Raw genomic sequence first — 26,308 nt, forward strand, 5'->3', positions numbered from 1 at the left:
GACCGGATGCACCGTCCTCATGGTCGAGCACCACATCGACGTGCTCATGGGGCTCGTCGAGAAGGTCGCCGTCATGTACTCGGGGAGCATCATCGCGTACGACACCCCGCAGCGCATCATGGCCGACCCGCTCGTGCAGTCCGCGTACCTGGGGAGCGCCGCATGAGCACCACGACCGAGCCCATCCTCACCGTCGAGAACCTCCGCTGCTCCATCGCCGGGCAGCAGGTCGTCGAGGACGTCACGTTCGAGGTGCCGGCCACCGGCATCACGGCGGTCCTCGGCCGCAACGGCGTCGGCAAGACGTCGACGCTGCGCGGCATCCTGGGGCTCATCAACCGCCGCGGCGAGGTGCGCCTCGCGGGGGAGCGCATCGACGGGCTGCCGCCGCACAAGGTGGTCCAGCGCGGCGTGGGCTACGTGCCGGAGGACCGCGAGGTGTTCGCGTCGCTCACGGTGGCCGAGAACCTCGCGCTCGCGGAGCGCCAGCGCAACCCCCGTCGCGAGTTCGTCGCCGAGTTGTTCCCCGACCTCGTCGCTCGGCGCGACCAGCCCGCCGGCACGCTCTCGGGCGGGCAGCAGCAGATGGTGTCGGTCGCACGCGCCCTGATCAACGACAATCGCCTGCTCCTCGTCGACGAGCCCACGAAGGGACTCGCACCCAAGATCGTGGGCGAGGTGGCGGATGCCCTCGCCGAAGCCTCGCGTACGGTGCCCATCCTCCTCGTCGAGCAGAACCTCGATGTCGTGCGCCGCCTCGCGAAGGACGCGATCGTCATCAGTGCCGGCCGGGTGGTGCACGTCGGAGACGCGGCCGAGCTCCTCGCCGACGACGACCTGACCCGCCGGCTCCTCGGCGTGCACGTGGAGGCCGCGGCATGAGCACCGTCGTCCTGACCCTCATCACGGGTGTCGGCCTCGGCGCCCTGTACTTCCTCGTGGCATCCGGGCTCAGCCTCATCTACGGCCTCATGCACGTGCTCAACTTCGCGCACGGCGCGTTCCTGACCCTGAGCGCGTTCGCCGGATACCTCGTGGCCGGCGCCCTCGGTACGCAGTCGTGGGGGGCGTTCCTCGTCTCGGTGCTCGTGGGCGCCGCGGTCGGAGCCTTGTTCGCGACCGCGACCGAGCTCGTGCTCATCCGTCCGCTCTACGAGCGGCACATCGAGCAGGTGCTCGTGACGGTCGGGCTCTCCTTCGCCGCCGTCGCGCTCTTCGAAGGCATCTGGGGCACCGACCCGATCAACATCTCCGGTCCGCCGTGGCTGCGCCAGACCACCGAGGTGCTCGGCGCGCGCATCCCGAACACGTACTGGGTGCTCATGATCGCGGCGGCACTCGTGCTCGCGGCGCTCGTGCTGTTCCTGCGCAAGACGCGGTACGGCATGATCATCCGCGCCGGGGTGGAGAACCGGTCGATGGTCACCGCGCTCGGCATCGACGTGCGCACCTCCTTCACCCTCGTGTTCGCGATCGGCGGCGCGGCCGCAGGCATCGGTGGCGTGCTCGCGATGCACTACTCGACGTTCGTGTCGGCCCACCTCGGGCAGACGCTGCTCATCTTCGCGTTCATCGTCACCGTGGTGGGCGGCCTCGGGTCGCTCACGGGTGCGGCCGTGGCATCCGTTCTCGTCGCCGTGCTGCAGCAGTTCGCCAACTTCTACCTCGGCGGCACCGGTGACTTCATCGTCGTGATCCTCCTCGCGGTCGTGCTGCTCGTGCGCCCGCGAGGTCTGCTCGGGAGGAAGGCATGACGGTTCGACAGGCTCACCGACCGGGTTCGGATCAGCGATCGGGCGCGAATCACCGACCGGGTTCGGATCAGCGATCCGCCTCCAGGTTCATCCCCGCGATCGCGGGCATCGTGCTGGTCGTCTTCATGGCGATCCTTCCCCTGCTGAACATCTCGATCCCCGGCATCCTGCCCACGCCGACGTACATGCCGGGCACGCTCGCGCTGCTTTCGCTGTGCATGGTGTTCGCAGCGCTCGCGCTGTCGTACAACCTGCTCCTCGGCTCCGCCGGCATGCTGTCGTTCGGCCATGCGCTGTATTTCGGCGCGGGGGCGTACGGCCTCGGCATCGCGCTGGAGCACCTCGGCGTGCCGCTGTGGCCCGGCGTGTTCCTCGCGCTCGTGGGCGGAATGATCGTCGGCATGGCCACGGGCGCGGTCGCGATGCGCGTCTCGGGCATCCCGTTCGCGATGGTCACACTCGCTTTCGCGCAGGCGGGTTCCGTGCTCGTGCGCCGCAACTCGGCGGTGACGGGCGGTGAGGAGGGCCTGAGCCTCGCGACCGAGCAGGTGCCCGACTTCCTCGTCGGCGTCATCAACACGCGCAACCTCTACTGGCTGTGCCTCGTCGTGCTCGTCATCGTGTACCTCGTGACGCTGTGGGTCGACACGTCGCGTCTCGGCCACTTGGCCCGCGCCACGCGCGAGAACGAGCAGCGCGTGCGCGTGCTCGGCCTTCAGCCGTACCGCGTGCGGCTCGCGGTGTTCGTGATCGCGGCGGTGCTCGCGAGCCTTGCCGGCGTCGCCTACCTGCTCCTGCAGTCCGGCACGGTGCCGCGCGCGGTGTCGGCGGATCTCACGATCACGATCCTCGTGATGGTCGTGCTCGGCGGCGTCGGCTTCCGCTGGGGCGCGATCCTCGGCGGCGTGCTCTACACACTGCTCGACCAGCGACTCACGGTGCTCGCCGGGTCCGACGCGATCGCCGGCCTTCCCGAGTTCCTCCGCGTGCCCCTGTCGGAGCCGCTGTTCCTCCTCGGCGTGCTGTTCATCATCGTCGTGATGTTCCTTCCGGGCGGAATCGCGGGCACGATCGACGCATGGGTGCGCCGCCGCCGGGGCGAGCGCGTGAGGGGAGCCCTGCGCACGATGGACGATGCCGAAGACGAGACGTCGTCGCCGGTGGAGGTGAAGGCGTGATCGAGCCGCACGACGAGCCGCACACGATCGGCCGCTGGCTGACCGATCGTGCCGCGCAGTCGCCCGAGCGCGTGGCGATCGACGACCGCGGGGTCACGATCGCGTACGCGGAGCTCGCGCGCCGCGCCGGGGCGCTCGCCGAGGCGCTGCGCGACGCGGGCTACGGCCCGGGTCACCGCGTCGCGACGGTGTCGGGCAACTCGACCGATCACGTCGTCGCGTTCTTCGCGTGCGCGCTCGCGGGGCTCGCATTCGTGCCCCTCTCGTGGCGTCTGACACCGAGCGAGCTGTCGGACGTCGTCTCGCGCTGCGCGCCGGCGCTCGTGCTCGTCGAGGACGAGTACAGCGCCCTCGCGGATGAGGCGCTGCGCGGCTGGTCGGGCCTCGGACCTGTGCCGCCCGTCGCCCCGCTCGGCACGACCGGCGTCGAGGTCGCGGTGCCGGCGCCGCACGAGACGCGCGCTTCGCGTGCGGTGCGCGACGACGATCCGCTTCTGGTCATCTTCACGTCGGGCAGCGAGGCGGCGCCCAAGGGCGTCGTGCTCACGCACGCCAACTGCTTCTGGAACAACCTCGCGCTCGCCCGTGCGCTGCCGATCACGCAGGACGACGTCGTTCTCGCGATGCTCCCGCAGTTCCATGTCGCGGCGTGGAACTGCCAGCCGCTGCTCGCGTGGTGGACGGGCGCGACGGTCGTGCTCGAGCGCTCGTTCCAACCCGGGCGGGTGCTCCAGCTCATCGGCGAGCGCCGTGTCACGGCGATGATGGGCGTGCCCACGCAGTACGCACTCCTGGCGGCCGACCGCGACTGGGAGTCGAGCGACCTCTCATCGCTGCGCCTCGCGCTCGTCGGCGGTGCGACGATGCCCGACGAGCTTCAGCGCACGTGGTCCGACCGCGGCGCGCCGCTCACGCAGGGCTACGGCCTCACCGAGGCGGGTCCCAACGTGCTGCACGCGCCCTCCGACGGCTGCGCGCGCCCCGGCACCGTCGGACGCCCGTACCCGTACGTGCAGACGTGCGTCGTCGACACCGAGACGCTGCTGCCGCTCGAAGGCGACGCGACGGGGGAGCTGTGGGTCGCCGGCCCGAGCGTCTTCGCGGGATACCTGGGCGACGCGGATGCCACGCACCGCGCCATGCGCGACGGATGGCTGCGCACGGGCGACGTCGTGCACCGCGACGACGAGGGCGTCTTCCGCATCGTCGACCGACTCAAGGACATCTTCATCTCGGGCGGCGAGAACGTGGCTCCCGCAGAGGTCGAGGCGGCGCTGACGCGGCATCCGCTCATCGACTCGGCCGCCGTCGTCGGCGTGCCGGACCCGGTGTGGGGGGAGCGCGGCGTCGCCTTCGTCGTGCCCGCCGCGGGTGCGGCGCTGTCGTCCGACGAGGTGCTCGCGCACGCACGGCGCCACCTCGCGGCGTTCAAGGTGCCGGTGGCGATCGAGTTCGTCGATGTGCTGCCGCGCTCCACGATCGAGAAGCTCGCACGGGCGCGCCTGCGCGAACGAGCTCAGCGCGTGATGGCCGGCGCGACCGGTGCGCAACGGAGGGATCGAGCATGAGCCTGCACGACAGCATCGACATGGCCGAAGACGAGGCGCCGGTGTCGTCGGCGACCGGCCGTCCGCTCACCAAGCGCGGCGAAGCCACGCGCACGCGGCTGCTCGAGGCCGCCGAGGCGGTCTTCGCCGAGCAGGGCTACCACGAGGCGTCGATCGTCAAGATCACGGAGCGCGCGGGCATCGGCCTGGGCACCTTCTACCTGTACTTCGACAGCAAGCAGACGATCTTCGAGGCGCTCGTCCTCGACCTCAACCGCCGCGTGCGCCGCTCGATGTCGGAGGCGATGGCCGGAGCGGGCTCGCGCCTCGAGGCCGAGCGTGCGGGCTTCGCGGGGTTCTTCCGCTTCACTGCTGCACACCCGGCCCTCTACCGGGTCGTGCGCGAGGCGGAGTTCGTCTCGCCCGAGACGCTGCACCTGCACTACACGCGCATCGTGGAGGGCTACGAGGCGGGGCTGCGTGCGGCGCAGCAGGTCGGCGACGTCGACCGCCGGCTCGACCCGACCGTCACTGCGTGGGCGCTCATGGGCATGGGCGAGCTCGTCGGCATGCGGTTCCTGCTGTGGGAGCGCGACGAGAAGGGCCGCCCGCCGGCCGAGCTCGACCAGGAGATCTTCGACGCGCTCATGCGCTTCATCGACAACGCACTCGCGCCGCGTGACGGCGCGGCATCCGATTCGTCCAAGGAAGGCGGCCGATGACCACCGAACACGACCTCGAAGGCCGACGCGCGATCGTCACCGGCGGAGCGAGCGGCATCGGACTCGCGTGCGCGCACGAGTTCGCGCGCCGGGGTGCACACGTGATCGTCGCGGACGTCGATGCCGAATCGGCGGATGCCGCGGCCGCAGCCGTCGGCGGCGAGCCGTGGGTCGTGGACCTGTCCGACACGAAGGCGCTCGAGTCGCTGTCGCTCGAGGCGGACATCCTCGTGAACAACGCCGGCATCCAGCGCGTCGCGCCGATCACCGAGTTCGACCCCGAGAACTTCCGGCTGCTGCTGAGGCTCATGCTCGAGTCGCCGTTCCTGCTCATCCGCGCGGTGCTTCCAGGGATGTACGAGCGGGGGTGGGGACGCATCATCAACATCTCGAGTGCCCACGGACTCCGCGCGAGCGCGTACAAATCGGCGTACGTGTCGGCGAAGCACGGCCTCGAGGGGCTCTCGAAGGTCACGGCGCTCGAGGGCGCGCCGCACGGCGTGACGAGCAACTGCATCAACCCGGCATATGTGCGCACCCCGCTCGTCGAGAAGCAGATCGCCGACCAGGCGCGCGTGCACGGGATCCCCGAGAGCGAGGTCGTCGAGAAGATCATGCTCACCGAGACGGCGGTCAAGCGCCTCGTCGAGGCCGACGAGGTCGCGTCGCTCGCGGGGTGGCTCGCTTCCGACAAGGCCGGGATGGTCACGGGCGCCTCGTACACGATCGACGGCGGGTGGACGGCTCGATGACGCACACGTATCGGACGATCGACGTCCCCGTGCGCGGGGGCGACCTGCGCGTGGGCGTATGGGAGCCGGACGGCGAGCACACCCTCGACGTGCTGGCCGTGCACGGCGTGACGTCGTCGCACCTCGCGTGGCCGTTCGTCGTCGAGGTGCTTCCGGGAGCACGCGTCATCGCTCCCGATCTGCGCGGGCGCGGCGCGAGCGCGGGGCTCGCAGGCCACGCCGGCATGAACGCGCACGCCGACGATCTGGCGGCCGTGGTCGACGCGCTCGACGTGCCGCGGGCGCTCGTCGTCGGACACTCGATGGGTGCGTTCGTGAGCCTCGTGTTCGCCGACCGTCACGCGGACCGCGTGTCGCGTCTCGTGCTCGTGGACGGCGGCCTGCCGCTCGACGTGCCCGAGGGCATGTCGCCCGACGAGGTGATCCAGCACGTGCTCGGCCCCACGGCGGAGCGCCTCGCGATGCGGTTCGCGACGGTCGCCGACTACCTCGACTTCTGGCGCGCGCACCCCGCGTTCGCGAAAGACTGGACGCCCGAGCTCGAACGCTACCTCGCGTACGACCTCGTCGGGGAGGAGCCCGAGCTGCGCCCCGCGACCTCGTACGAGACGGTCGCGGAGGACTCGATCGACCAGAACACGGGCACGGCTCTCGCCGACGCGCTCGCGGGGCTGCGGCATCCGACCGTGTTCCTCACCGCCGAGCGCGGCCTGCTCGATCAGGTGCCCGCACTGTACGCGGCCGAGCGGATCCCGACGCTGCTCGCGCAGCACCCGGGACTGCAGCACGTGGCGGTGCCGGGCGTGAACCACTACACGATCGTGCTGTCTGAGCGAGGGGCGGATGCGGTCGCCCGCGTCGTGCGCGAGGAGCCGGTGGTCTCGAGCCCGGGAGCCTGAACTCGGATCAGCGTCCCGCGGCCTGGATGCGCGACGTCAGCTGGTGCGCGTGGGCCAGGAGCGTCCGCGTGAGCTCGGGGAGCCGATCGGGTCCGAAACGGAACTCGACCCCCGTGATGCTGAGGGCCCACTGCGGATGACCCTCCTTCGTGAACACCGCGGCGCCCATGCCGTAGCTGCCCTCGACGATGAGCCCCGGGTTCAGCGCGCAGCCCCGCTCGACGGTCTCGCGCAGCCGCACGCGCAGGCGCGCCTCGCTGTGGGCGGCGCCCCACCGCTCGGCGAGCTCGGGGTGCCGCTCGAAATAGGCGTCCACATCGTGAGGCGGCAGGAACGCGAGGATCGCGAGACCGGCGGATGCCACGCCCAGCGGGAATCGCACGCCCTCGCTCAGCACGAACGAACGGATGGGGAAGCTGCCTTCCTCGCGCAGGAGGCACACCGTCTCATCGCCGCGACGCACCGAGAGGAACGCGCTCTCCTCGGTGCGCACGGCGAGCGAGCGCACGATGTCGCGCGCGATCGCGGTGATGTCGTAGCGGGATGCCGCGACGGTGCCCATGAGGTAGAGCTCGGGCCCGGGCATCCAGCGCCCCGTGCGCTCATCGAGGTCGACGAGCCCCTCCGCACGAAGCGCCGACAGCAGCCGATGCGTCGTCGGCCGCGTGAGCTGTGCGCTGCGCGCGAGCTCGCCGACCGGGGTGCCCTCGTCGCCGCCCGCCGTGACGAGCCGAAGGAGGCGCGCCGCACGCGAGACGGACTGTGTGCCCGGGATCGCGTTCCTCGGCATCGTGTCCACGATATGGACAGTAGGCGTCGGTTGATCCACATCGCAAGCCCCGGCGTGCGCGAGCGCACCGGCAGCGGTCACGATGGAGGGACACGGTGAATCGACACGTACGAAGGAGTACCGGGTGATCGACAAGACGTACCCGTCCGCCGCCGAGGCGGTCGCCGACATCCCCGACGGGGCGACCCTCGCGGTCGGCGGCTTCGGACTCTCGGGCAACCCGATCGCGCTCATCGAGGCGCTGCTCGCCCAGGGGACGACCGACCTCAGCATCGTCTCGAACAACTGCGGGGTCGACGACTGGGGCCTCGGGATCCTCCTGAACGCGAAGCGCATCCGCAAGATGACCTCGTCGTACGTGGGCGAGAACAAGGAGTTCGAGCGCCAGTTCCTCTCCGGTGAGCTCGAGCTCGAGCTGACACCCCAGGGCACGCTCGCCGAGAAGCTGCGGGCGGGCGGATCCGGCATCGCCGCCTTCTACACCCAGACCGGCGTCGGCACCCAGGTCGCCGAGGGCGGGCTCCCGCGCAGGTACGCCCCCGACGGCGGCATCGCCGTCGCGTCGCCCGTGAAGGACGTGCGCACGTTCGACGTGAACGGCGAACCGCGCGAGTTCGTGCTCGAAGAGGCCATCGTCACCGACTTCGCGCTCGTCCACGCGCTGCGCGGCGACCGCCACGGCAACCTCGTCTTCAACAAGGCCGCGCGCAACTTCAACCCGCTCGCGGCGATGGCCGGCCGTGTGTGCATCGCGCAGGTCGAGGAGCTCGTCGAGCCCGGCGAGCTCGACCCCGACAGCATCCATCTCCCCGGCATCTACGTGCACCGCATCGTGGAGGTCGGAACCGACATCGAGAAGCGCATCGAACGACGCACGGTCTCGGTCGCACAGACCGCCGCGCGCGAGATGCCGGAAGGAGCATGACCATGGCCCTGACCCGCAACGAGATGGCCGCGCGCGCCGCCCGCGAGCTCGCCGACGGCTCGTACGTCAACCTCGGGATCGGGCTGCCGACGCTCGTGCCGAACTACGTGCCCGACGACGTCACGGTCGTGCTGCAGTCCGAGAACGGGATCCTCGGAGTCGGTCCGTACCCCACCGAGGAGAACGTCGACCCCGACCTCATCAACGCAGGCAAGGAGACGGTCACGACGCTCCCCGGCGCCGCCTTCTTCGACTCGGCCACGAGCTTCGGCATGATCCGTGGCGGCAAGATCGACGCGGCGATCCTCGGCGCGATGCAGGTCTCGGTCGAGGGCGACCTCGCGAACTGGATGATCCCCGGAAAGATGGTCAAGGGACCGGGCGGCGCGATGGACCTCGTGCACGGTGCGGGGAAGGTCATCGTGCTGATGGAGCACGTCGCGAAGGACGGCTCGCCGAAGATCGTGAACGAGTGCTCGCTGCCGCTCACCGGCAGGGGCGTCGTCGACCGCATCATCACCGACCTCGGCGTCATCGACGTCACGCCCGACGGCCTCGTCCTCATCGAGGTCGCGCCCGGTGTGACGGTCGACGAGGTGATCGCCGCGACCGAGCCGCCGCTCACCGTGTCCGACCACCTGCACCTCGTGGACGGCGTCAAGGAGCCCGTGGAGGAGAACGCATGAACAACGACGACATCGTCATCGTCGCCGCCGCACGCACGCCGCAGGGGCGGCTCAAGGGCCAGCTCGCGCCGCTCACCGCGGTGCAGCTCGGCAGCGCCGCGATCCGCGGTGCGCTCGAGAAGGGCGGGATCCCGGCCGAGGAGGTCGACGCCGTCCTCGTCGGACAGGTGCTCCCCGCAGGATCGGGTCAGAACCCCGCGCGCCAGGCCGCGATCGGTGCGGGGCTCGGATGGGACGTGCACGCGTCCTCGGTCAACAAGGTGTGCCTGTCGGGGCTGACCGCCGTCATCGACGGCGCCCGCATGCTCGCGGCGGGCGACGCGACCGTCGTCGTGGCCGCCGGCATGGAGTCGATGACCCGCGCGCCGCACCTGCTCATGGGCTCGCGCGACGGCTGGACGTACGGCTCGGTCGAGGTGCTCGACCACATGGCCTACGACGGGCTCACCGACGCGTATGACCGCGAGAGCATGGGCGCCTCGACCGAGCGGCGCAACCCCGAGTACGAGGTCACGCGCGAGGAGCAGGACGCCGTCGCGGCCCGCTCGCACCAGCGTGCGGCGGCCGCGTGGGACTCGGGAGTCTTCGCCGACGAGATCGTCGAGGTGGAGATCCCGCAGCGCAAGGGCGACCCCGTGCGCGTGACGCGCGACGAGGGCATCCGCCCCGACACGACCGTCGAGACCCTTGCGAAGCTGCGCCCCGCGTTCGCCGAGGGCGGCACGATCACGGCGGGCAACTCGTCCCAGATCTCCGACGGTGCGTCGGCCGTCGTGCTCACGACGCGCGCTCACGCCGCCGAGAAGGGGTGGGCCGTCCTCGCGGTGATCGGCGCTTCGGGGCAGGTCGCGGGGCCCGACAACTCGCTGCAGGCGCAGCCCGCTCGCGCGATCGAGAAGGCGTGCGCGAAGCAGGGCATCACGCCGGCCGACCTCGATTTCGTCGAGATCAACGAGGCTTTCGGCTCGGTCGTCGCCGCGTCGCAGCGTCAGCTCGGCCTGTCGGACGACGTCGTGAACATCCACGGCGGCGGCATCGCGATCGGCCACCCGATCGGCGCATCCGGCAACCGCCTCGTCGTCCACACCGTGCACGAGCTCGTGCGCCGGGGTGGAGGCACGGCCGCGGTCGCGCTGTGCGGCGGCGGCGGGCAGGGCGACGCGCTCATCATCACGCGCTGACGCCTCGGAAAGACGCAGCACCGCCCGCGCGACCCGGACCCGGGCCGCGCGGGCGGTACCGTCGTCGGATGACCACGATCCACGACCTCACCGCGGCTGATCGCGACGAGTGGCTGCCGCTCTGGCGCGCGTATCTCGAGTTCTACGAGGCGACGCTTCCGGAAGCCGTCACCGAGTCGACATTCGAGCGTCTCGTCGCGGGCCGCGAGCTCCACGGTGCGCTCGCGCGCGACGCCGACGGACGGGCGGTCGGCCTCGTGCACTGGCTCGCGCATCCGGCGACGTGGACCACGACGACGTACTGCTACCTCGAGGACCTCTTCGTCTCACCGACGCCCGCGGCACGGGCGCCGGCCGGGCGCTCATCGAGCACGCGCGGGCGTGGGCCGAGGCATCCGGCTGCTCCAAGCTGTACTGGCTCACGCACGAGACGAACACCACCGCGCGCGCCCTCTACGACCGGGTCGCGAAGCACACCGGGTTCGTGCACTACGAGATCCGACTCTGATCCGCAGCCGGAGTGCGTCAGCTCCGAACGCTCTTGCGGAAGATCTTCGACTCCTTGCCGTGCACGGGGGAGTCGGCGGGAGCGAGCTCACCGTGGCGCGCACGGCGCACGTCGACGACCGCACCGATCGCGAGCGCGAGCGAGATGCCCCAGCTCAGCCACGCGAGCGCGGTGCGCCACGTGAACTGCTCGGTGCGGAGGCTGCGCAGCAGCGTGATGCCGCCCGTGATCGCGGTGAGCAGGCCGGTGCCGAACAGATACTTGCGCATGCGAACACGCTAGCGCCCACATGTCAACGCGGGCATCGGGGTTGCGGCATCGCGATAGCCTGGCTATTGCCGCGTACCCCCCGAGTGAGGAGCCCGCGTGTCCGGAGCCGAGTTCGTCGTCGTCGCCAATCGTCTGCCTGTCGACTGGGTGCCCGACTCGGCTGAGGGGAGTGATGGCGAGGGCTCCTGGCGGCGGTCTCCCGGCGGCCTCGTGACCGCACTCGAACCGGTGATGCGGCGCACCGACGGCGCGTGGGTGGGCTGGCCCGGCCGACCGGATCTCAAGGTCGATCCATTCGAGTTCGACGGCGTCAACCTGGTGCCCGTGACCCTCAGCGACGACGACGTCGAGCTGTATTACGAGGGCTTCTCGAACGACACGATCTGGCCGCTCTACCACGACGTGATCGCGGTGCCGCGCTATCGCCGCGTGTGGTGGGACGCGTACGTGCGCGTGAATCGGAGATTCGCGGATGCCGCCGCCGACGTCGCCGCCGAGGGCGGGACCGTCTGGGTGCAGGACTACCAGCTGCAGCTCGTGCCGCAGATGATCCGCGAATCGCGACCCGACCTCACGATCGGCTACTTCCATCACATCCCGTTCCCGGCATATGGCCTGTACTCACAGCTGCCGTGGCGACGCCAGGTGCTCGAGGGACTCCTCGGCGCCGACGTCATCGGCTTCCAGCGCGTCGCCGACGCAGGCAACTTCGCACGCGCGATCCGGCGCCTCCTGCACTACGAGACGCGCTCGTCCCGCATCACGGTGCCCGAGGCCGACGGCAGCACGCGCTCGGCCCTCGCCCGCGCATATCCGATCTCGATCGACGCCGAGTCGTACATAGAGATGGCGAAGCGCCCGGACGTGCAGGCCCGCGCGAAGGAGATCCGCGAGAGCCTCGGCAATCCGTCGAAGATCCTCCTCGGCGTCGACCGGCTCGACTACACCAAGGGCATCCGTCATCGGCTGAAGGCCTTCGGCGAGCTCCTCGAGGACGGCCTCATCGACGTCGAGGACACGACGCTCGTGCAGGTCGCGAGCCCGAGCCGCGAGCGCGTCGACTCGTACGTGCAGCTGCGGGACGAGATCGAGCTCACGGTCGGACGCATCAACGGCGACCACGACACGATGGGCCACACCGCGATCCGGTACCTGCATCAGGCGTATCCGCGCGAGGAGATGGTCGCGCTCTTCCTCGCCGCCGACGTCATGCTCGTCACGGCCTTGCGGGACGGCATGAACCTCGTCGCGAAGGAGTACGTCGCCTCGCGCATCGACAACCGCGGCGTGCTCGTGCTGAGCGAGTTCACGGGCGCCTCCGACGAGCTCGGGTCGGCGCTGCGCGTCAACCCGCACGACATCGACGCGCTGAAAGACACGATCATGCGCGCGATCGCGATGCCTCCGGCCGAGCAGGGGCGCCGCATGCGCGCGCTCCGCCGCAAGGTCATCGAGAACGACGTCGAGCGCTGGTCGAGGTCGTTCCTCGACGCGCTCGCAGCCGCTCGCGACGAGAAACGCCAGCGACCGAGGAGGGTCACCGCGTGAACATCCCCGACGACGCCGAAGAGACGCTGCAGGCCGAGCTGCGGCGGATCGCCGCATCCGATCACCTCCTCGTCGCCCTCGACTTCGACGGCACGCTCGCGCCGCTCCAAGACGTGCCGCTCGACGCCCGCATGCTGCCCGAGGCGGCGTCCGCCGTCGATGCGCTCGTCGGCGAGCCGGGCGTCTCCGTCGCGTTCGTGTCGGGGCGCAGCCTCGTCGACCTGCGGCACATCGCCGAGCACCGCGACGACTCGCCGATCTTCCTCGCCGGCTCGCACGGGGCCGAGTACTGGATTCCAGGGGAGGGGCCGCTCGAGCCCAGCGAGGACGAGGGCGAGATCGCGTTGCGCGACGAGCTGCGCGCGCACGCCGAGTCGATCGTGTCGAAGTACGACAACGTCTGGATCGAGCCGAAGACGTTCGGGTTCGCGGTGCACACGCGATTGACGGATGCCGCGACCGCCGCCCGTGCCGACGCCGAGGTCGACGACCTGGTGGCCGCCGAAGCGCCCTCGTGGCGGCGCCGCACGGGACGGAACATCGTCGAATACGCGTTCCGCGACGAGGGGAAGGACACCGCGGTCCGCAAGCTGCGCGAGCTCACGCACGCCGACGCGGTGCTCTACGCGGGCGACGACGTGACCGACGAGGACGCGCTCGGCAGCCTGGGGCCGGGCGACCTCGGGATCCTCGTCGGCGACCGGCCGTCGGCGGCGCGTGTGAGGGTGCCCGACATCCCCGCCATGGCGCGCGCTCTCGCGTCGCTCGCCCGCCTGCGCTCCGACGAGCGGGGCGCCGCGTAACGCCCTTTCCGCCTCGCGGCAGTCATCGGCAAGGCCGATACTTCGCATCGGCAAACCGTTCTTCCCTGATGGTTACGGCCATGCCGATAGTGGGTTAACTGCACCGGCACGCGCCCCGACGGGGACCGCGGCGGGTGAGTTCCGGATCCATCAAAGGAGATGAAATGGGACCTCGTCGACCCTTGCGCCGCTGGCGGAAGACCGCGATCGCCACGACCGCCGCTCTGTCTCTCACCGCGGTGTTCGCAGGCTGCGCCGGCTCGTCCACGCCGGCATCGAACGCCGGGTCATCCGACGCCGACGCGCCGGAGGTCATCTCGATGACCGTCGCGCGCGGTGCCGTCACGATCGAGAACTCGATCCTGGCGCACGAGAAGGGCTTCTTCGAGGATGCCGGGCTCGACGTCGATCTGCAGGTGACCGGTGGCGGCGGCGGCGCAGCGACGAACTCCGCGCTCATCGCGGGCGAGATGGACATCGCGGCGACGGATGCCGTGACCGCCGTCCGCGCGATCAACGAGCGCATGCCGATCGTGGTGGTCGCGGGGACGAAGTCCGCCGACCCGAATCAGGAGGGCGAGGCCTCCGATGGCCTCATCGTCCCTCCGGGCAGCCCGATCAAGGACTGGTCGGACCTGCGCGGCAAGAAGGTCGGCATCCCCGAGCTCGGTGGACTTCCTCACCTCACGGTCGTGGCCGCGCTCGAAGAGAACGGCATCCCGCTGGACGAGGTCGAGTTCGTCCCCATCCCGGTGGACGCGATGGTCGCCGCGGCGGCGAACGGTCAGGTCGACGCGATCTTCACGTTCAGCATCTTCCTCCTGCAGGCGGTCGACAACGGCTTCACGCGCGTCGGAACCGGCGTCCGCGAGTTCCTGCCGTACGCACCGCAGGTGGTGTGGGTCGCCAGCCGGGAGTACGCCGAGAAGAACCCCGTCGCGCTCGAGCGCTTCCTGGAGGGTCTCCGCGAAGCGACCGAGTTCTCCAACGCGAACCCGGACGAGGTGCGTCGCGTCTACCGCGAGAACACGGAGCTGCCGCCGCCCTTCGTCGACAACGTGATGATGCTCGATGTGCTGTCGGTCGAGCTCGACAAGGGCGGTTGGGACCGCATGCTCGAGGTCATGAAGACCCTCGGCGAGGTTCGCGACGACCTCACCTACGAGGAGCTGGTCTGGGAAGGGGCGCGCTGACCGGCGACGGCCGGCAGGTGAATTCACGATCGTGACCTGGACTCAGACCATCCGGGCGAGCGCGGCGGCGGACAACCGCCGCCGCGCCGTCCCGGCCATCGCGCTGTGGCGCGCGGTGGTGTTCGTCGGCGGGATCGCACTGTGGGCGGCGATCTCGGCATCGGATCTCTTCCCGGCCGGGCTTCTGCCCTCGCCGGCGGCGGTCGCCGTCGCTCTGGGCGAGCAGATCGTCACGGCGCAGTATTGGGAGGCGCTCGGGCTCACCCTGTGGGGCGCCGCAGTCGGACTCGCGGCGGCCGCTGTCGTCGGCATCGCGATCGGCATCCTCACGGCGGCGTCGAGTGCGGCCGAGCTGTCGATGCGCTTCCTCATCGACTTCGGTCGGGCCTTCCCGGCGGTCGCCCTCATCGCCGTGATGGTGCTGATCCTCGGCCGGGGAATCGAGCTCAAGGCGACGCTCGTGTTCGTCGCGGTGGTGTTCCTCATCATCGTGCAGACGCAGCAGGGCGTGCGCCGCATCCCGCCCTCGATCCTCGAGACCGCGCGCGCCTTCCGCACTCCCCGCGGACTCCTCGTGCGCAGGGTCATGCTGCCCAGCGCCGCACCCTCGATCCTGACGGGACTGCGGCTCGGCGCATCCGTCGCCGTTCTCGTCGCGATCTCGACCGAGGTCCTCAGCGGCTCGGCGGGAATCGGCAACCAGATCACGGATGCGCAGCTGGGCGCGAACCCGCCGGTGGCCTATGCGTACATCGTGACCGCGGGACTGCTCGGGTTCGGCGTGAACGCCGGTCTCGAGAGGCTCCAGTCGGCCATCGTGCGGTGGCGGCCGCCGGTGAAGGGGGAGGACTGAGATGAACGTCAAGTCGTACGGTCCTGTCTCGGCGGTCCTGCTGCAGGTGTGGCTGCCCGTCGTGCTGGTGCTGGCGTGGTTCCTCGTGTCGGCGCAGTCGACATCGGTGTTCTGGCCGCCGCTGACGACCATCCTCGCCGCATTCGGCGACTGGGCCGCATCAGGAACGCTGTGGAGCTCGCTCGCGTACAGCTTCGGCAACTACTTCATGGCCCTGATCCTGGCGACCGTCGTCGGTGTCGCGATCGGCACCGCGATCGGCCTCATGCCTCGCGTCGGGCAGGTGCTCTCGCCCTACCTGGACTTCTTCCGCACCCTGCCCATCGTGGTCTTCGTGCCCATCGTGATCCTCACGCTCGGCGTCGGGCGGGGCCCGAAGGTCTTCCTCATCTTCCTCGCGTGCGTGTGGCCCATCCTGCTCAACACGATCGAAGGAGTCCGCTCGATCCAGGCCAGCGTGTTCGAGACCGCGCGCTCCTATCGCATCCCGCTCGCTCTGCGCATCCGTCGGGTCGTGCTGCCGGGCGCGGCGCCGCAGATCGCGATCGGGCTGCGGCTGGCCATCTCCATCGGGATCGTCATGCTCGTGGTGAGCGAGATGTACGGGTCCACGGAGGGTGTGGGCCATTTCATCCTGCAGAGCGGACAGCGCTTCCAACTGCCCGAGACGTGGGCCGGGACGCTGCTGATCGGAGTCATCGGATGGCTCTTCACCGCGCTGTACATGTTCGGCGAGCATCGCGTGCTCGCGTGGACCCGGCAGGACGCGGAGACGCGACGTTCCGGGCGCGTCTCGAAGGGAGACAAGTCATGACCCGTGACATGGCGACGGATGTCGCGCTCAGCGCAGCGGACGTGGGCAAGTCGTTCGGAACCGGCGAGAGCCGCGTCGAGGTCATCCACGGACTGACCCTGCAGATCCGCACGGGGGACGTCACGTGCCTCGTCGGGCCGTCCGGCGTGGGCAAGACGACCCTGCTGCGACTGCTCGCGGGGCTCGCGGCGCCGAGCACGGGCTCGGTGTCGCTCGCCGGCGAGGAGATCACGGAACCGTCCGAGAAGATCGCGGTCGTGTTCCAGGACTACCGCGGTTCGCTCATGCCGTGGATGAAGGTCGCCGACAACGTCGCCTTCCCGCTCGAGGGCCGTGGCGTCGGCAAGGCCGAACGACGCCGGCGCGCGCGCGAAGCGCTCGAGGTGGTGGGCCTCGGCGGCAATGAGGACAAGTATCCTTGGCAGCTGTCAGGCGGCATGCAGCAGCGCGTCGCCATCGCACGGGCTCTCGCGTACGAGGCGCCGATCATGCTGATGGACGAGCCGTTCGGATCGCTCGACGCCCAGACCCGGTTCGACCTCGAGGACCTCGTGCTGCGCCTTCGCAACGAGATCGGGATCACCATCGTCGTCGTGACGCATGACATCGACGAGGCCGTGTACCTCGGAGATCGCGTGGTCGTCCTGGGCGGGCGGCCGTCGAGCATCGTCGACGACGTCGAGGTGCCCCTCGGTCGAGAGCGGACGCAGCTCACGACGAAGTCCACGCCGACGTTCGTCGAGCTGCGCACGCGCGTCCTCGGCGAGATCCAGCAGAACAGCCTGACGCCCGCGGCGGTGACCGATTGAGCGCGGGAGCGGAGAGTGTCGAGTGGATGGGGACGCGATGACGACACGAGCACCGGATGCCCCGTTCGCACTCGCACGGTTCCGAGACGACGCCGGCGTCACGCTCGGAGTCGTCCGAGGCGATCGGATCCGTCCGCTCGGTCCCGACGAGCTCGGCGCCGCCGATCTGAATGCGTTCCTCGCGGCGGCCGAGTGGGCCCGACTCGAAACGCTCGCGCACGCGGACGGACCGTGGCGAGCCCTCTCCGACGTGACGCTCACCGCACCCGTCGAGCCGCGCCAGGTGCTCCAGGCCGGTGCGAACTACCGCACGCACGTCATCCAGCTCGCGGTGGCGAGCATGACCCGCGGCGACAGCGGCATCAGCGAGGAGGAGGCTCGGGCGCGTGCGGAGCGCGCGATGGACGAGCGTGCCGCAAGCGGGCGTGCGTTCATCTTCATCGGCCTGCCCCAGTGCGTCGTCGGCGACGACGAACCGCTCGTCCTGCCCGCGGGCAGCGACCGGCACGACTGGGAGCTGGAGCTCGCCGCGGTCATCGGAGCGCCCGCCTTCCGGGTGACGCCCGAGGAGGCGGCAGCCCATGTCGCGGGGTACACGATCGTGAACGACATCACCACGCGTGACCTCGTGTTCCCGCGCGATGTCGGGGCGATGGGAGCGGACTGGTTCCGTTCGAAGAACGCGCCCGGTTTCCTCCCGACCGGGCCCTTCCTCGTGCCGGCGCCCTACGTCGATCCGGGCGACCTCCGCGTGCACCTCGAGCTGAACGGCCGCACGATGCAGGACGCCTCGACGGCCGAGCTCGTGTACGACGTCGCGCACATCGTCTCAACGGCATCTCAGACGATCCCGCTGCTGCCCGGTGACCTCGTCTTGACGGGCAGCCCGGCCGGCAACGGACAGCATTGGGATCGCTTCCTGCGCGACGGCGATGTGCTCACGGGCAGCATCACGCACCTCGGCACCCAGGTGGTGCGATGCGTGGCGGAGCCGAGTGCGTCGTCGCCCACGAGTGCGGCCACGCCGCACCCGCGACGATTGGGGGAGATCCGCGCATGATCACGGATGTGCATGCCCACGTTCTGCTGCCCACGCTGCATGCGGAAGTCGAGCGCCGCGAGCCCGACCTCGTGCGCGCCGCGGCGGAACTCGATCTGCGGCGCAACGGCGCCGCCAGCCAGGCGGTGTCCGGCCCCATGGTGGCCGCACGGATCCCCGCACTCGTCGACGTGGAGCATCGGCTGCGGCGAATGGACGAGCAGGGTGTGGACCGGCAGTGGGTGAGCGCGTCGCCGAACCATTTCTACCCTTGGGCGCCTCGCGCGCTCGCGACATGGGCGGCCCGAGAGGCGAATCGGCTCGTCGCAGAGCATGTCGCTGCGGCACCGGACCGCCTTGTGGGCCTGGGGCTCGTTCCTCTGCAGCATCCGGTTGAGACTGTCGCGGCACTGGACGACGCTGTGCTCGAACACGGGCTCGTGGGTGTGGAGATCTCGTCGTTCGCGGGCGACGTCGAGCTCTCAGATCCCCGGCTCGAGCCGTTCTGGGCACGAGCCGCGGAGTTGCGCGCAGTCGTCTTCGTGCATCCGTTCGGATGCTCGCTCGACGAGCGGCTGGACCGGTTCTACCTCGCCAACACCGTGGGGCAGCCGGTGGAGAACGCGGTCGCGCTGTCGCATCTCATCTTCGCGGGCGTGCTCGACCGGCATCCGGAACTGCGCATCGTCGCGGCACACGGCGGCGGGTACCTGCCCACCGCGATCGGTCGATCGGACCATGCGTGGCGTGTGCGCCCGGATGCCCAGGAGTGCCTCCGGGCGCCGTCCGAGTACCTGCGTCGCATGTGGTTCGACACGGTCGTGCACGATGACCGTGCGCTCAGACAGCTCATCGAGGTGGCCGGCGCGGAACGCGTCGTGCTGGGCAGCGACTATCCGTTCGACATGGGCCTCGATGACCCGGTCGGGTTCATCCGGGGCGCGGGTCTCGACGAGGGCACCGCCTCGGGGATCCTCGCGGACAACGCCGGCGCTCTCTCCGCGCGCGCGGCGCTGTGAAGCCCGCAGCGCGTCATTGGAGATCGCGCGCCGCTTCGGCGAACAGGCCGCGGAGCCATACGTGCTCCGGGTCGTTGCCGTGCGCGGGGTGCCACCACAGCGCCTCGATGAGCGGAACCGGCTCGAACGGGATCTCGCACACCTGAACGCCCCCGAGGCCCAGGACACGCGGCGCCAGCTTGCGCTGGATCAACGCGAAGCGGTCGGTCTGGGCGACGTAGAGCGGCAGCAGGGAGAAGCTCTCCACCACGGCTTCCACGCGCGGCTGGAGTCCGAGCTGCTCGAGCTGGCGGCCGACCGCGGTGAACGACGACCGCGTCTGATACGTGAACACCCACGGCGACGCCGAGAGCGCCTCCAGGCTCACGGTCGGCGTGGCGCGCGGGTTGTCCTCTGCCGCGAGGATCACCCAGTCGTCGCGCCACAGGTCCATGGACGGGCGATCGGCGGTGATGCCGTACGGCAGGATCAGGCCGTCGACCGACGCGAGCCGATTGAGGACGTCGTCGATGCCCATGCTGGAAGTCGGCACGAGCCGCAGGCGCACGCCGGGCGCCTGGGCGCTCACGAGGCGGGACAGCGTCGCGCCGATGACGGTGAGCGCGTAGTCGGAGCCGTGCACCGTGAAGGTGCGGGTGGATTGGGACGGGTCCCACCGGGACTGGCTCTCGAACACACGGCGCACGGCGCTGAGCGCATCGGCGGTGTGCTCGAGGAGACGGGTCGCGAGCGGCGTGAGCTCATACGTGTTTCCGCGCCGCGCGAGCAGGGGATCGTCGAAGTGCGCGCGAAGGCGTGCGAGCGCCGCACTCAGGGACGGCTGGCTCAGGTGCAGGCGCTCGGCCGCGCGCGTGACGTTCCGCTCGGTGAGCAGCGCGTCGAGCGACACGAGGAGGTTGAGATCGAGGCGGGAGAGCAACGGGTCGTCGGCCACCGTCTGCTCCTCTCTGAGTGGATGCCAGAAGTATCGGAAATACTGATGCCGATGATAGTGATTATGCCGTTCCCCAATGGTTCCACCTCGCCCACAATCGAGACGAGCTTGTTCCACGCCTGAAAGGATCGACGATGATCACCCTGCTCTCCCACCTGTCCTACGTCGCGTTGACGACGCGCGACGTCCAGGCATCCGTCGACTTCTACGTCACTCATCTGGGAATGACGGAGGTCGCACGCGACGGCGACCGGGTGTACCTGCGGGCGTGGGGCGACTACTACACCTACAGCCTCGTGATCGAGCAAGCCGAGGAGACCGCGCTGCACTCGATGGCGTGGCGCACGACGAGCCGCGAGGCCCTCGACGAGGCGGTCCGCCGCATCGAGGCGAAGGGCGTCGCGGGCGAGTGGTTCGACGGCCGCGACATCGGACGCGCGTACCGGTTCGTCGGGCCGTGGGGCCACACCATGGTGCTGCACTGGGACGCGGTGCACCACCGCTACACCGAGGGCGAGCTCGCCTCGACCTTCCCGGATCGTCCGCAGCGTCGCTCGCGGGTCGCGGGCGCCCCGCGTCATCTCGACCACGTCACGATCTGCGCGAGCGACGTGGACGCCTTCGCGCAGTGGTACAGCGAGGTCCTCGGGTTCCGGATCATGGCCCGCACCGTGCTGGAGGACGCGCCGCTCTCGGTGTTCTCGGTCCTCACGACGAACGAGAAGTCGCACGACCTCGGCGTCGTGCTGGACGGGTCCACGCGCTCCGGGCGCGTCAATCACTACGCGTACTGGTACGACACGCTCGAGGAGATGCTCATCGCAGCCGACCTGCTCATGGAGAACGGCGTGCACATCGAGTACGGGCCGACGATCCACGGCATCGGCGAGCAGTCGTTCCTCTACTACCGCGAGCCGTCGGGCATGCGCGTCGAGTTGAACAGCGGCGGCTACCGCAACTACGTGCCGGACTGGGAGCCGCAGACCTGGAAGACCTCGCAGGGCTCGTACGACATCTACCGCAACAAGACCATGCCGCTGTCGCTGACGGAGTCGTTCCCGCCGGCCGACGGTCCGACCGCGACGGAGCAGGGCGTTCCGGACGAGGTGAAGGGCGACCTCCTCAAGGGCAAGGCGTGATCGCCCGCCGGTCGGGGAGCAGGTCATGAGTTCGTTGTCGGAGAACCCCGCCGATCTCGATCGCGCGGATGCTCTGGGTGAAGTCGTGATCCGTGCCGAGGCGTACCGGAACTGGGGTCGGTGGGGCGCCGACGACAGGCTCGGGACGCTCAACTTCATCGATGAGCGCAAGCGGGTCGAGGCGGCACAGCTGGTCGCGCTGGGTCGAGCCGTGTCGCTCGGCCAGCCGTTCGACGAGGACGGGCCGCAGCGCGGCTGGAAGAAGCGGAACAACCCAGTCCACACGATGACGGGGACGGGACTCGATCACGAGCGCCATCCGTATCGCTTCTCGCATGGCATCGGCGGTGCGGACGACATGATCGTCATGCCGCTCCAGTGCTCGACGCAGTGGGACGGGCTCGGTCACATCTTCGACCGGGGCATGGCGTACAACGGTCGCAAGGCGGGCGACGTCGTGACGACCGAGGGCGACCTCGTCACGGGCATCGAGCACGCGGCCGCCACCATCGTCTCGCGCGGCGTGCTCCTCGACATGGGCCGCTTCCTGCGACCCGAGACCGGAGAGCTGGAAGACGGGTACGCGATCACGGTCGAAGACCTGGACGCGTGCGTGGAGCACCAGGGGGAGACCTCGCGCGTCGGCCGCGGGGACATCCTCCTGGTGCGCACGGGCCAGCTGGCTCGCGCCCGCCGGGACGGATGGGGCGAGTACGCGGGCGGACCGGCGCCGGGCCTGTCGATCACGACAGCCGGGTGGCTGCACCGCACGGAGATCGCCGCCGTCGCGACGGACACGTGGGGCTTCGAGGTGCGCCCCAACGAGTTCGACGACTCCTTCCAGCCGCTCCACCAGATCGTGATCCCCAACATGGGCCTCACGGTCGGCGAGATGTGGGATCTCGAGGAGCTCGGCGCGGTGTGCGCGGAGACGCGCCGCTACGAGTTCCTGCTCTCGGCGGCCCCGCTTCCCGTGACGGGTGCGGTGGGCTCTCCTCTCAATCCGATCGCACTGCTCTGAACACCGGGGCGGTGCTCGCCCCACCCGACTCTCTGAACAAGGAGGTTCCGAGATGCCAGCTGTCAGCAATGTCGCCGTCGTCGGCGCAGGCGTCTCCGGTCTCGCAGCAGCCATCCGGCTCGCGCGTGCCGGCATCGCCGTCGATCTGATCGAGGCCCAGCCCGAGCTCACGGCGCTCGGGTCGGGCATCTCGCTGCAGGCGAACGCGCTTCAGGCGTTCGCCGCGCTCGGCGCGTGGGAGGACGTCGCCGCCGCCGGCTATCCGTTCGACGGTCTCGTGCTGCGGGCACCCGGACCCGACGCGCCTGTCATCGCACGACGTGCGGAGGGGTCCGCGCCGGTGGCCGGGATGCCCTCGGCGATGGGGATGCCGCGTCCGGCCCTCGCACGCATCCTCTTCGAGCACGCGACGGCCGCGGGCGTGCGCGCGCGGTTCGACGTGCGTGCGACGGGCGTCCGCGAGGGGCAGGGCGTCGTGACCCTCGAGTCGGAGACGGGGGACGTGGGGACGTACGACCTCGTGATCGGCGCGGACGGACTGCACTCCGCGATACGCGCGAGCCTCGGGATCACGACCGGACCCGAGCCGACCGGCATGGGCATCTGGCGCGCGTTCGTCTCGCGCCCCGCCGAGGTGGAGACGACGGAGCTGTACTACGGCGGACCGGCCTACATCGCGGGATACACGCCCACCGGCGTGGACTCCATGTACGCGTTCCTCGTCTTCGACGCCGAGCGGCACTTCGACCTCCCCGCCGCGGAAGGCGCCGCGTACATGCGCGAGCGGTCGCGCGCGTACGGAGGACCGTGGGACAGCATCCGCGCCGACCTGGACTCGGGCGACGCGCTGGTGAACTACACGTGGTTCACGCGCCACGTCGTCCCGGCGCCGTGGAATCGGGGTCGCACGGTCATCATCGGCGATGCCGCGCATTCGTGCCCGCCCACGATCGCGCAGGGTGCCGCGCAGGCGCTCGAGGACGCGCTCGTGCTCACCGACCTCGTCGTCGAGGCGACGGAGATCACGTCGGAGCTGTGGGACGAGTTCCACCGTCGGCGCGTCGCGCGCGCGACCGCCGTGGTCGACGCATCCGTGCAGCTCGCGGAGTGGCAGCGCGACGGCGAGGACCATTCCGCCGAGATGCCGCGCCTGATCGCCGAACTGGGCGAGCGGCTCGCCCGCCCGCTGTGAATCGAGGAGGATCGCAATGAGGATCGCACGCTGGACGCATCGCGGTGAGGTCGAGGAGGGGGTCGTCGAGGCGGATGCCGTCGTGCGGTTCCCGGACGGGATCGCACTCGCCGAGGTGCTGCGACGCGGACTCGACTACGCGCACGAGGCGGAGGCCGCGACGACCGGTCGCCCGGGACGCGCCCTGTCGGACGTGGAGCTGCTCCCGCCCGTCGTCCCCGGAGCAGTGCGCGACTTCGCGGTCTTCGAGGAGCACGTCGAGGGCATGAGCGCCGACGCTCGAGGACGCCCGAACGTGCCCGCTCAGTGGTACGAGTCGCCCACCTTCTACTTCACCAACCCGCACACCCTCCACGGCTCGGGCGCCCGCATCCGCCCGCCCGCGACGGAAAGGCTCGACTACGAGCTCGAGGTCGCCGTCGTGCTCGGGGGCGAACCGGGGGAGGACCTCGATCCCGCGACGGCCGAGGGGCGCATCTTCGGCTACGTCATCATGAACGACTGGTCGGCGCGGGACATCCAGATCCACGAGATGAACGTGCGCCTCGGGCCCGCGAAGGGCAAGGACTTCGCCACCTCCCTCGGGCCCTGGATCGTGACGGCGGATGAGGTCGACGATCGCATCGACGAGGACGGATTCCTCGCGTTGCGCGCCGAAGTGTACGTCAACGGCGTCCTCACGGGCGCCGACCTCCTCTCCAACATGGCGTGGACGTTCCCCGAGCTCATCTCCTACGCTTCTCGCGCGTCGCGGGTGATGCCCGGTGACGTCATCGGCGCGGGCACGGTCGGCAACGGCGGATGCCTCGCGGAGCTGTGGGGACTCGCGGGCGGCGAGCTCGTCCCGCCGCCGTTGCAGGAGGGCGATGTCGTGAGCATGCGGGTCGAACGTCTCGGCGAGCTGGTCGGAATCGTGGGCGCCCCGCGCAGGCGCCCGCACGTTCTGCCTCCCGCGCGTCGCCGCCCTCAGCCGCGGGCGCGAGCGGTCGACGGCCGCGAATAGACTTCACATGTGAACCAGTCCGACAGCACTATCGACATCAAGCCGCGCAGTCGCGTGGTGACAGACGGCATCGAAGCCACGACCTCCCGCGGAATGCTCCGCGGCGTCGGCATGGGCGACGAGGACTGGGACAAGCCGCAGATCGGCATCGCCTCGAGCTGGAACGAGATCACGCCGTGCAACCTGAGCCTCGACCGGCTCGCGCAGGGCGCCAAGGAGGGCGTGCACGCCGGCGGCGGCTACCCGCTGCAGTTCGGCACGATCTCGGTGTCGGACGGCATCTCGATGGGCCACGAGGGCATGCACTTCTCGCTCGTCTCGCGCGAGGTCATCGCCGACTCGGTCGAGACGGTCGTCATGGCCGAGCGCCTCGACGGCACGGTGCTGCTGGCCGGATGCGACAAGTCGATCCCCGGCATGCTCATGGCTTCGGCACGGCTCGACCTGTCGAGCGTGTTCCTCTACGCCGGATCGATCGCGCCGGGCTGGGTCAAGCTCTCCGACGGCACCGAGAAGGAGATCACGATCATCGACTCCTTCGAGGGAGTCGGCGCGTGCCTGTCGGGCCGCATGAGCGAGGCCGACCTCAAGCGCATCGAGTGCTCGTTCGCGCCGGGTGAGGGTGCCTGCGGCGGCATGTACACCGCCAACACGATGGCGTCCGTCGCCGAGGCGCTCGGGCTCTCGCTTCCCGGCTCGGCCGCGCCGCCGTCGGCCGACCGGCGCCGCGACGCGTTCGCGCACCGCTCGGGCGAGGCGGTCGTCAACCTGCTGCGGCTCGGCATCACGACGCGCGACATCCTCACCAAGGAGGCGTTCGAGAACGCGATCGCGCTCGCGATGGCCCTCGGCGGCTCTACAAACGTCGTGCTGCACCTCCTCGCGATCGCGCGCGAGGCCGACGTCGAGCTGAGCCTGCACGACTTCAACCGCATCGGCGACAAGGTCCCGCACGTCGCCGATATGAAGCCGTTCGGCCAGTACGTCATGAACGACGTCGACCGCCACGGAGGCATCCCGGTGGTCATGAAGGCGATGCTCGACGAGGGCCTCCTGCACGGCGACGCGCTCACCGTCACGGGCAAGACGCTCGCCGAGAACCTGCGCGACCTCGACCCCGATCCGGTCGACGGCAAGGTCATCCACCGCTTCGACGACCCCATCCACGCCACGGGCGGCCTCACGATCCTGCACGGCTCGCTCGCGCCCGAGGGCGCGGTCGTGAAGACCGCCGGGTTCGACGCCGCGGTGTTCGAAGGGCCGGCGCGCGTGTTCGAGCGCGAGCGCGCCGCGATGGACGCGCTGGAGGCCGGCGAGATCACGGCCGGCGACGTCGTGGTCATCCGCTACGAGGGGCCGAAGGGGGGCCCCGGTATGCGGGAGATGCTCGCGATCACCGCCGCCATCAAGGGCGCTGGGCTCGGAAAAGATGTACTACTCTTGACGGACGGACGATTCTCAGGCGGCACAACCGGCCTGTGCATCGGCCACATAGCACCCGAAGCGGTGGACGCTGGTCCCATCGCCTTCGTGCGCGATGGTGATCTGATACGGGTCGATATCGCGGCTCGCTCTCTCGACCTACTCGTCGATGAAGCCGAGCTGAGCTCCCGCCGCTCTGGCTGGGAGCCCCTTCCTCCGCGCTATACCCGTGGCGTCCTTGCCAAGTACTCCCGACTCGTGCGCTCCGCTGCCGAAGGCGCCGTGACGGGGTGACCCCCGTCGGTCG

28 protein-coding genes are annotated in these 26,308 nt (G+C 70.1%); 25 read left to right on the top strand and 3 right to left on the bottom strand.

The genetic code is table 11. The annotated features are described in order from the left end of the window. The first annotated feature begins 73 nt into the window (after nucleotides 1-73). From VFF97_RS13410 to VFF97_RS13445, 8 genes are all read left to right on the top strand, one after another. Nucleotides 74-166, top strand: coding sequence for a hypothetical protein (locus tag VFF97_RS13410; RefSeq protein ID WP_325034073.1), 93 nt, complete (start codon nucleotides 74-76; stop codon nucleotides 164-166). Then, the gene (locus VFF97_RS13415; RefSeq protein ID WP_325033997.1) at nucleotides 163-882 is read left to right on the top strand and encodes an ABC transporter ATP-binding protein; all 720 of its coding nucleotides are present in this window, start codon (nucleotides 163-165) and stop codon (nucleotides 880-882) included. Before VFF97_RS13410 ends, VFF97_RS13415 begins: the two co-directional genes overlap by 4 nt. Beyond that, the gene (locus tag VFF97_RS13420; RefSeq protein WP_325033998.1) at nucleotides 879-1,754 is read left to right on the top strand and encodes a branched-chain amino acid ABC transporter permease; all 876 of its coding nucleotides are present in this window, start codon (nucleotides 879-881) and stop codon (nucleotides 1,752-1,754) included. Before VFF97_RS13415 ends, VFF97_RS13420 begins: the two co-directional genes overlap by 4 nt. A gap of 125 nt (nucleotides 1,755-1,879) precedes the next feature. After that, nucleotides 1,880-2,932 carry a branched-chain amino acid ABC transporter permease gene (locus VFF97_RS13425; protein ID WP_325033999.1) on the top strand — a complete coding sequence of 351 codons (1,053 nt, stop codon included), beginning with the start codon at nucleotides 1,880-1,882 and terminating at the stop codon, nucleotides 2,930-2,932. Next, nucleotides 2,929-4,500 carry a class I adenylate-forming enzyme family protein gene (locus VFF97_RS13430; protein ID WP_325034000.1) on the top strand — a complete coding sequence of 524 codons (1,572 nt, stop codon included), beginning with the start codon at nucleotides 2,929-2,931 and terminating at the stop codon, nucleotides 4,498-4,500. The genes VFF97_RS13425 and VFF97_RS13430 overlap by 4 nt, the downstream gene beginning before the upstream one ends. Beyond that, nucleotides 4,497-5,201 (top strand): TetR/AcrR family transcriptional regulator, encoded by a 705-nt coding sequence (locus tag VFF97_RS13435; RefSeq protein WP_325034001.1) that lies wholly within the window; start codon nucleotides 4,497-4,499, stop codon nucleotides 5,199-5,201. Before VFF97_RS13430 ends, VFF97_RS13435 begins: the two co-directional genes overlap by 4 nt. Beyond that, a complete protein-coding gene (locus VFF97_RS13440) occupies nucleotides 5,198-5,953 on the top strand; it encodes a 3-hydroxybutyrate dehydrogenase (protein ID WP_325034002.1) in 756 nt (251 codons plus the stop codon). The genes VFF97_RS13435 and VFF97_RS13440 overlap by 4 nt, the downstream gene beginning before the upstream one ends. Next, on the top strand, nucleotides 5,950-6,852 hold the full coding sequence (locus VFF97_RS13445) for an alpha/beta hydrolase (RefSeq protein WP_325034003.1): 903 nt from the start codon (nucleotides 5,950-5,952) through the stop codon (nucleotides 6,850-6,852). The genes VFF97_RS13440 and VFF97_RS13445 overlap by 4 nt, the downstream gene beginning before the upstream one ends. A 7-nt stretch (nucleotides 6,853-6,859) precedes the next feature. On the opposite strand, the gene VFF97_RS13450 is transcribed toward VFF97_RS13445, so the two are convergent. Continuing rightward, on the bottom strand, nucleotides 6,860-7,642 hold the full coding sequence (locus tag VFF97_RS13450) for an IclR family transcriptional regulator (RefSeq protein ID WP_325034004.1): 783 nt from the start codon (nucleotides 7,640-7,642) through the stop codon (nucleotides 6,860-6,862). Between the two features lie 124 nt (nucleotides 7,643-7,766). Here VFF97_RS13450 and VFF97_RS13455 point away from each other — a divergent pair, with 124 nt between their 5' ends. The 4 genes from VFF97_RS13455 to VFF97_RS13470 all read left to right on the top strand — a co-directional run bounded on the left by VFF97_RS13455 (nucleotide 7,767) and on the right by VFF97_RS13470 (nucleotide 10,942). Continuing rightward, complete coding sequence (locus tag VFF97_RS13455) at nucleotides 7,767-8,567, top strand: CoA transferase subunit A (RefSeq protein WP_325034005.1); 801 nt, start codon at nucleotides 7,767-7,769, stop codon at nucleotides 8,565-8,567. 2 nt (nucleotides 8,568-8,569) lie between these two features. Further along, nucleotides 8,570-9,253 carry a CoA transferase subunit B gene (locus tag VFF97_RS13460; protein ID WP_325034006.1) on the top strand — a complete coding sequence of 228 codons (684 nt, stop codon included), beginning with the start codon at nucleotides 8,570-8,572 and terminating at the stop codon, nucleotides 9,251-9,253. After that, entirely contained in the window at nucleotides 9,250-10,434 is a 1,185-nt protein-coding gene (locus VFF97_RS13465; protein ID WP_325034007.1) for an acetyl-CoA C-acetyltransferase, read from the top strand. Before VFF97_RS13460 ends, VFF97_RS13465 begins: the two co-directional genes overlap by 4 nt. Nucleotides 10,435-10,717: 283 nt before the next feature. Then, nucleotides 10,718-10,942, top strand: a complete 225-nt coding sequence (locus tag VFF97_RS13470) for a GNAT family N-acetyltransferase (RefSeq protein WP_325034008.1) — start codon at nucleotides 10,718-10,720, stop codon at nucleotides 10,940-10,942. 17 nt (nucleotides 10,943-10,959) lie between these two features. Here VFF97_RS13470 and VFF97_RS13475 read toward each other — a convergent pair whose 3' ends face one another. Next, nucleotides 10,960-11,211: a hypothetical protein gene (locus tag VFF97_RS13475; RefSeq protein WP_325034009.1), complete on the bottom strand. Its 252-nt coding sequence runs from the start codon at nucleotides 11,209-11,211 to the stop codon at nucleotides 10,960-10,962. A 97-nt stretch (nucleotides 11,212-11,308) separates the two neighbouring features. Here VFF97_RS13475 and VFF97_RS13480 point away from each other — a divergent pair, with 97 nt between their 5' ends. The 8 genes from VFF97_RS13480 to VFF97_RS13515 all read left to right on the top strand — a co-directional run bounded on the left by VFF97_RS13480 (nucleotide 11,309) and on the right by VFF97_RS13515 (nucleotide 19,290). Continuing rightward, nucleotides 11,309-12,760 (top strand): alpha,alpha-trehalose-phosphate synthase (UDP-forming), encoded by a 1,452-nt coding sequence (locus VFF97_RS13480; RefSeq protein ID WP_325034010.1) that lies wholly within the window; start codon nucleotides 11,309-11,311, stop codon nucleotides 12,758-12,760. Next, entirely contained in the window at nucleotides 12,757-13,563 is an 807-nt protein-coding gene (otsB, locus tag VFF97_RS13485) for a trehalose-phosphatase (RefSeq protein WP_325034011.1), read from the top strand. The genes VFF97_RS13480 and otsB overlap by 4 nt, the downstream gene beginning before the upstream one ends. A gap of 164 nt (nucleotides 13,564-13,727) precedes the next feature. After that, nucleotides 13,728-14,756, top strand: a complete 1,029-nt coding sequence (locus VFF97_RS13490; protein WP_325034012.1) for an ABC transporter substrate-binding protein — start codon at nucleotides 13,728-13,730, stop codon at nucleotides 14,754-14,756. 31 nt (nucleotides 14,757-14,787) lie between these two features. Continuing rightward, nucleotides 14,788-15,609, top strand: coding sequence for an ABC transporter permease (locus tag VFF97_RS13495; RefSeq protein ID WP_325034013.1), 822 nt, complete (start codon nucleotides 14,788-14,790; stop codon nucleotides 15,607-15,609). A gap of 1 nt (nucleotide 15,610) precedes the next feature. Continuing rightward, a complete protein-coding gene (locus VFF97_RS13500) occupies nucleotides 15,611-16,423 on the top strand; it encodes an ABC transporter permease (protein ID WP_325034014.1) in 813 nt (270 codons plus the stop codon). Beyond that, entirely contained in the window at nucleotides 16,420-17,232 is an 813-nt protein-coding gene (locus VFF97_RS13505; protein WP_325034015.1) for an ABC transporter ATP-binding protein, read from the top strand. Before VFF97_RS13500 ends, VFF97_RS13505 begins: the two co-directional genes overlap by 4 nt. 37 nt (nucleotides 17,233-17,269) lie before the next feature. Further along, nucleotides 17,270-18,292 (top strand): fumarylacetoacetate hydrolase family protein, encoded by a 1,023-nt coding sequence (locus VFF97_RS13510; protein WP_325034016.1) that lies wholly within the window; start codon nucleotides 17,270-17,272, stop codon nucleotides 18,290-18,292. Next, nucleotides 18,289-19,290, top strand: coding sequence for an amidohydrolase family protein (locus VFF97_RS13515; RefSeq protein ID WP_325034017.1), 1,002 nt, complete (start codon nucleotides 18,289-18,291; stop codon nucleotides 19,288-19,290). The genes VFF97_RS13510 and VFF97_RS13515 overlap by 4 nt, the downstream gene beginning before the upstream one ends. 13 nt (nucleotides 19,291-19,303) lie before the next feature. Here VFF97_RS13515 and VFF97_RS13520 read toward each other — a convergent pair whose 3' ends face one another. Then, nucleotides 19,304-20,224 (bottom strand): LysR family transcriptional regulator, encoded by a 921-nt coding sequence (locus VFF97_RS13520; protein WP_325034018.1) that lies wholly within the window; start codon nucleotides 20,222-20,224, stop codon nucleotides 19,304-19,306. 134 nt (nucleotides 20,225-20,358) lie between these two features. On the opposite strand from VFF97_RS13520, the gene VFF97_RS13525 reads away from it, so the two are divergent. Genes VFF97_RS13525 through ilvD form a run of 5 tightly spaced genes read left to right on the top strand, consistent with a single transcriptional unit; the run spans nucleotide 20,359 to nucleotide 26,295 of the window. Next, nucleotides 20,359-21,363 carry a VOC family protein gene (locus tag VFF97_RS13525; RefSeq protein WP_325034019.1) on the top strand — a complete coding sequence of 335 codons (1,005 nt, stop codon included), beginning with the start codon at nucleotides 20,359-20,361 and terminating at the stop codon, nucleotides 21,361-21,363. A 25-nt stretch (nucleotides 21,364-21,388) separates the two neighbouring features. Then, complete coding sequence (locus VFF97_RS13530; RefSeq protein WP_325034020.1) at nucleotides 21,389-22,384, top strand: cyclase family protein; 996 nt, start codon at nucleotides 21,389-21,391, stop codon at nucleotides 22,382-22,384. A 52-nt stretch (nucleotides 22,385-22,436) separates the two neighbouring features. Next, entirely contained in the window at nucleotides 22,437-23,576 is a 1,140-nt protein-coding gene (locus VFF97_RS13535; protein ID WP_325034021.1) for an FAD-dependent monooxygenase, read from the top strand. 16 nt (nucleotides 23,577-23,592) lie between these two features. Further along, nucleotides 23,593-24,579: a fumarylacetoacetate hydrolase family protein gene (locus VFF97_RS13540; RefSeq protein ID WP_325034022.1), complete on the top strand. Its 987-nt coding sequence runs from the start codon at nucleotides 23,593-23,595 to the stop codon at nucleotides 24,577-24,579. A gap of 9 nt (nucleotides 24,580-24,588) precedes the next feature. After that, entirely contained in the window at nucleotides 24,589-26,295 is a 1,707-nt protein-coding gene (ilvD, locus tag VFF97_RS13545) for a dihydroxy-acid dehydratase (RefSeq protein ID WP_325034023.1), read from the top strand. The last annotated feature ends 13 nt before the right edge of the window (nucleotides 26,296-26,308 follow it).

Origin of the sequence: Microbacterium sp. (assembly GCF_035687345.1) — a bacterium.
GTDB lineage: Bacteria > Actinomycetota > Actinomycetes > Actinomycetales > Microbacteriaceae > Microbacterium.

Excerpts from the sequence above, each read along its gene's own strand:
- VFF97_RS13460 (WP_325034006.1), top strand. The coding sequence starts at position 8,570 with ATGGCCCTGACCCGCAACGAGATGGCCGCGCGCGCCGCCCGCGAGCTC.
- VFF97_RS13410 (WP_325034073.1), top strand. The coding sequence starts at position 74 with ATGTACTCGGGGAGCATCATCGCGTACGACACCCCGCAGCGCATCATG.
- VFF97_RS13475 (WP_325034009.1), bottom strand. The coding sequence starts at position 11,211 with ATGCGCAAGTATCTGTTCGGCACCGGCCTGCTCACCGCGATCACGGGC.
- VFF97_RS13440 (WP_325034002.1), top strand. The coding sequence starts at position 5,198 with ATGACCACCGAACACGACCTCGAAGGCCGACGCGCGATCGTCACCGGC.
- VFF97_RS13535 (WP_325034021.1), top strand. The coding sequence starts at position 22,437 with ATGCCAGCTGTCAGCAATGTCGCCGTCGTCGGCGCAGGCGTCTCCGGT.
- VFF97_RS13530 (WP_325034020.1), top strand. The coding sequence starts at position 21,389 with ATGAGTTCGTTGTCGGAGAACCCCGCCGATCTCGATCGCGCGGATGCT.
- VFF97_RS13450 (WP_325034004.1), bottom strand. The coding sequence starts at position 7,642 with ATGCCGAGGAACGCGATCCCGGGCACACAGTCCGTCTCGCGTGCGGCG.
- VFF97_RS13435 (WP_325034001.1), top strand. The coding sequence starts at position 4,497 with ATGAGCCTGCACGACAGCATCGACATGGCCGAAGACGAGGCGCCGGTG.
- VFF97_RS13425 (WP_325033999.1), top strand. The coding sequence starts at position 1,880 with ATGGCGATCCTTCCCCTGCTGAACATCTCGATCCCCGGCATCCTGCCC.
- VFF97_RS13465 (WP_325034007.1), top strand. The coding sequence starts at position 9,250 with ATGAACAACGACGACATCGTCATCGTCGCCGCCGCACGCACGCCGCAG.
- VFF97_RS13515 (WP_325034017.1), top strand. The coding sequence starts at position 18,289 with ATGATCACGGATGTGCATGCCCACGTTCTGCTGCCCACGCTGCATGCG.
- VFF97_RS13420 (WP_325033998.1), top strand. The coding sequence starts at position 879 with ATGAGCACCGTCGTCCTGACCCTCATCACGGGTGTCGGCCTCGGCGCC.
- VFF97_RS13510 (WP_325034016.1), top strand. The coding sequence starts at position 17,270 with ATGACGACACGAGCACCGGATGCCCCGTTCGCACTCGCACGGTTCCGA.
- VFF97_RS13500 (WP_325034014.1), top strand. The coding sequence starts at position 15,611 with ATGAACGTCAAGTCGTACGGTCCTGTCTCGGCGGTCCTGCTGCAGGTG.
- VFF97_RS13525 (WP_325034019.1), top strand. The coding sequence starts at position 20,359 with ATGATCACCCTGCTCTCCCACCTGTCCTACGTCGCGTTGACGACGCGC.
- VFF97_RS13445 (WP_325034003.1), top strand. The coding sequence starts at position 5,950 with ATGACGCACACGTATCGGACGATCGACGTCCCCGTGCGCGGGGGCGAC.
- VFF97_RS13540 (WP_325034022.1), top strand. The coding sequence starts at position 23,593 with ATGAGGATCGCACGCTGGACGCATCGCGGTGAGGTCGAGGAGGGGGTC.
- VFF97_RS13415 (WP_325033997.1), top strand. The coding sequence starts at position 163 with ATGAGCACCACGACCGAGCCCATCCTCACCGTCGAGAACCTCCGCTGC.
- VFF97_RS13490 (WP_325034012.1), top strand. The coding sequence starts at position 13,728 with ATGGGACCTCGTCGACCCTTGCGCCGCTGGCGGAAGACCGCGATCGCC.
- VFF97_RS13505 (WP_325034015.1), top strand. The coding sequence starts at position 16,420 with ATGACCCGTGACATGGCGACGGATGTCGCGCTCAGCGCAGCGGACGTG.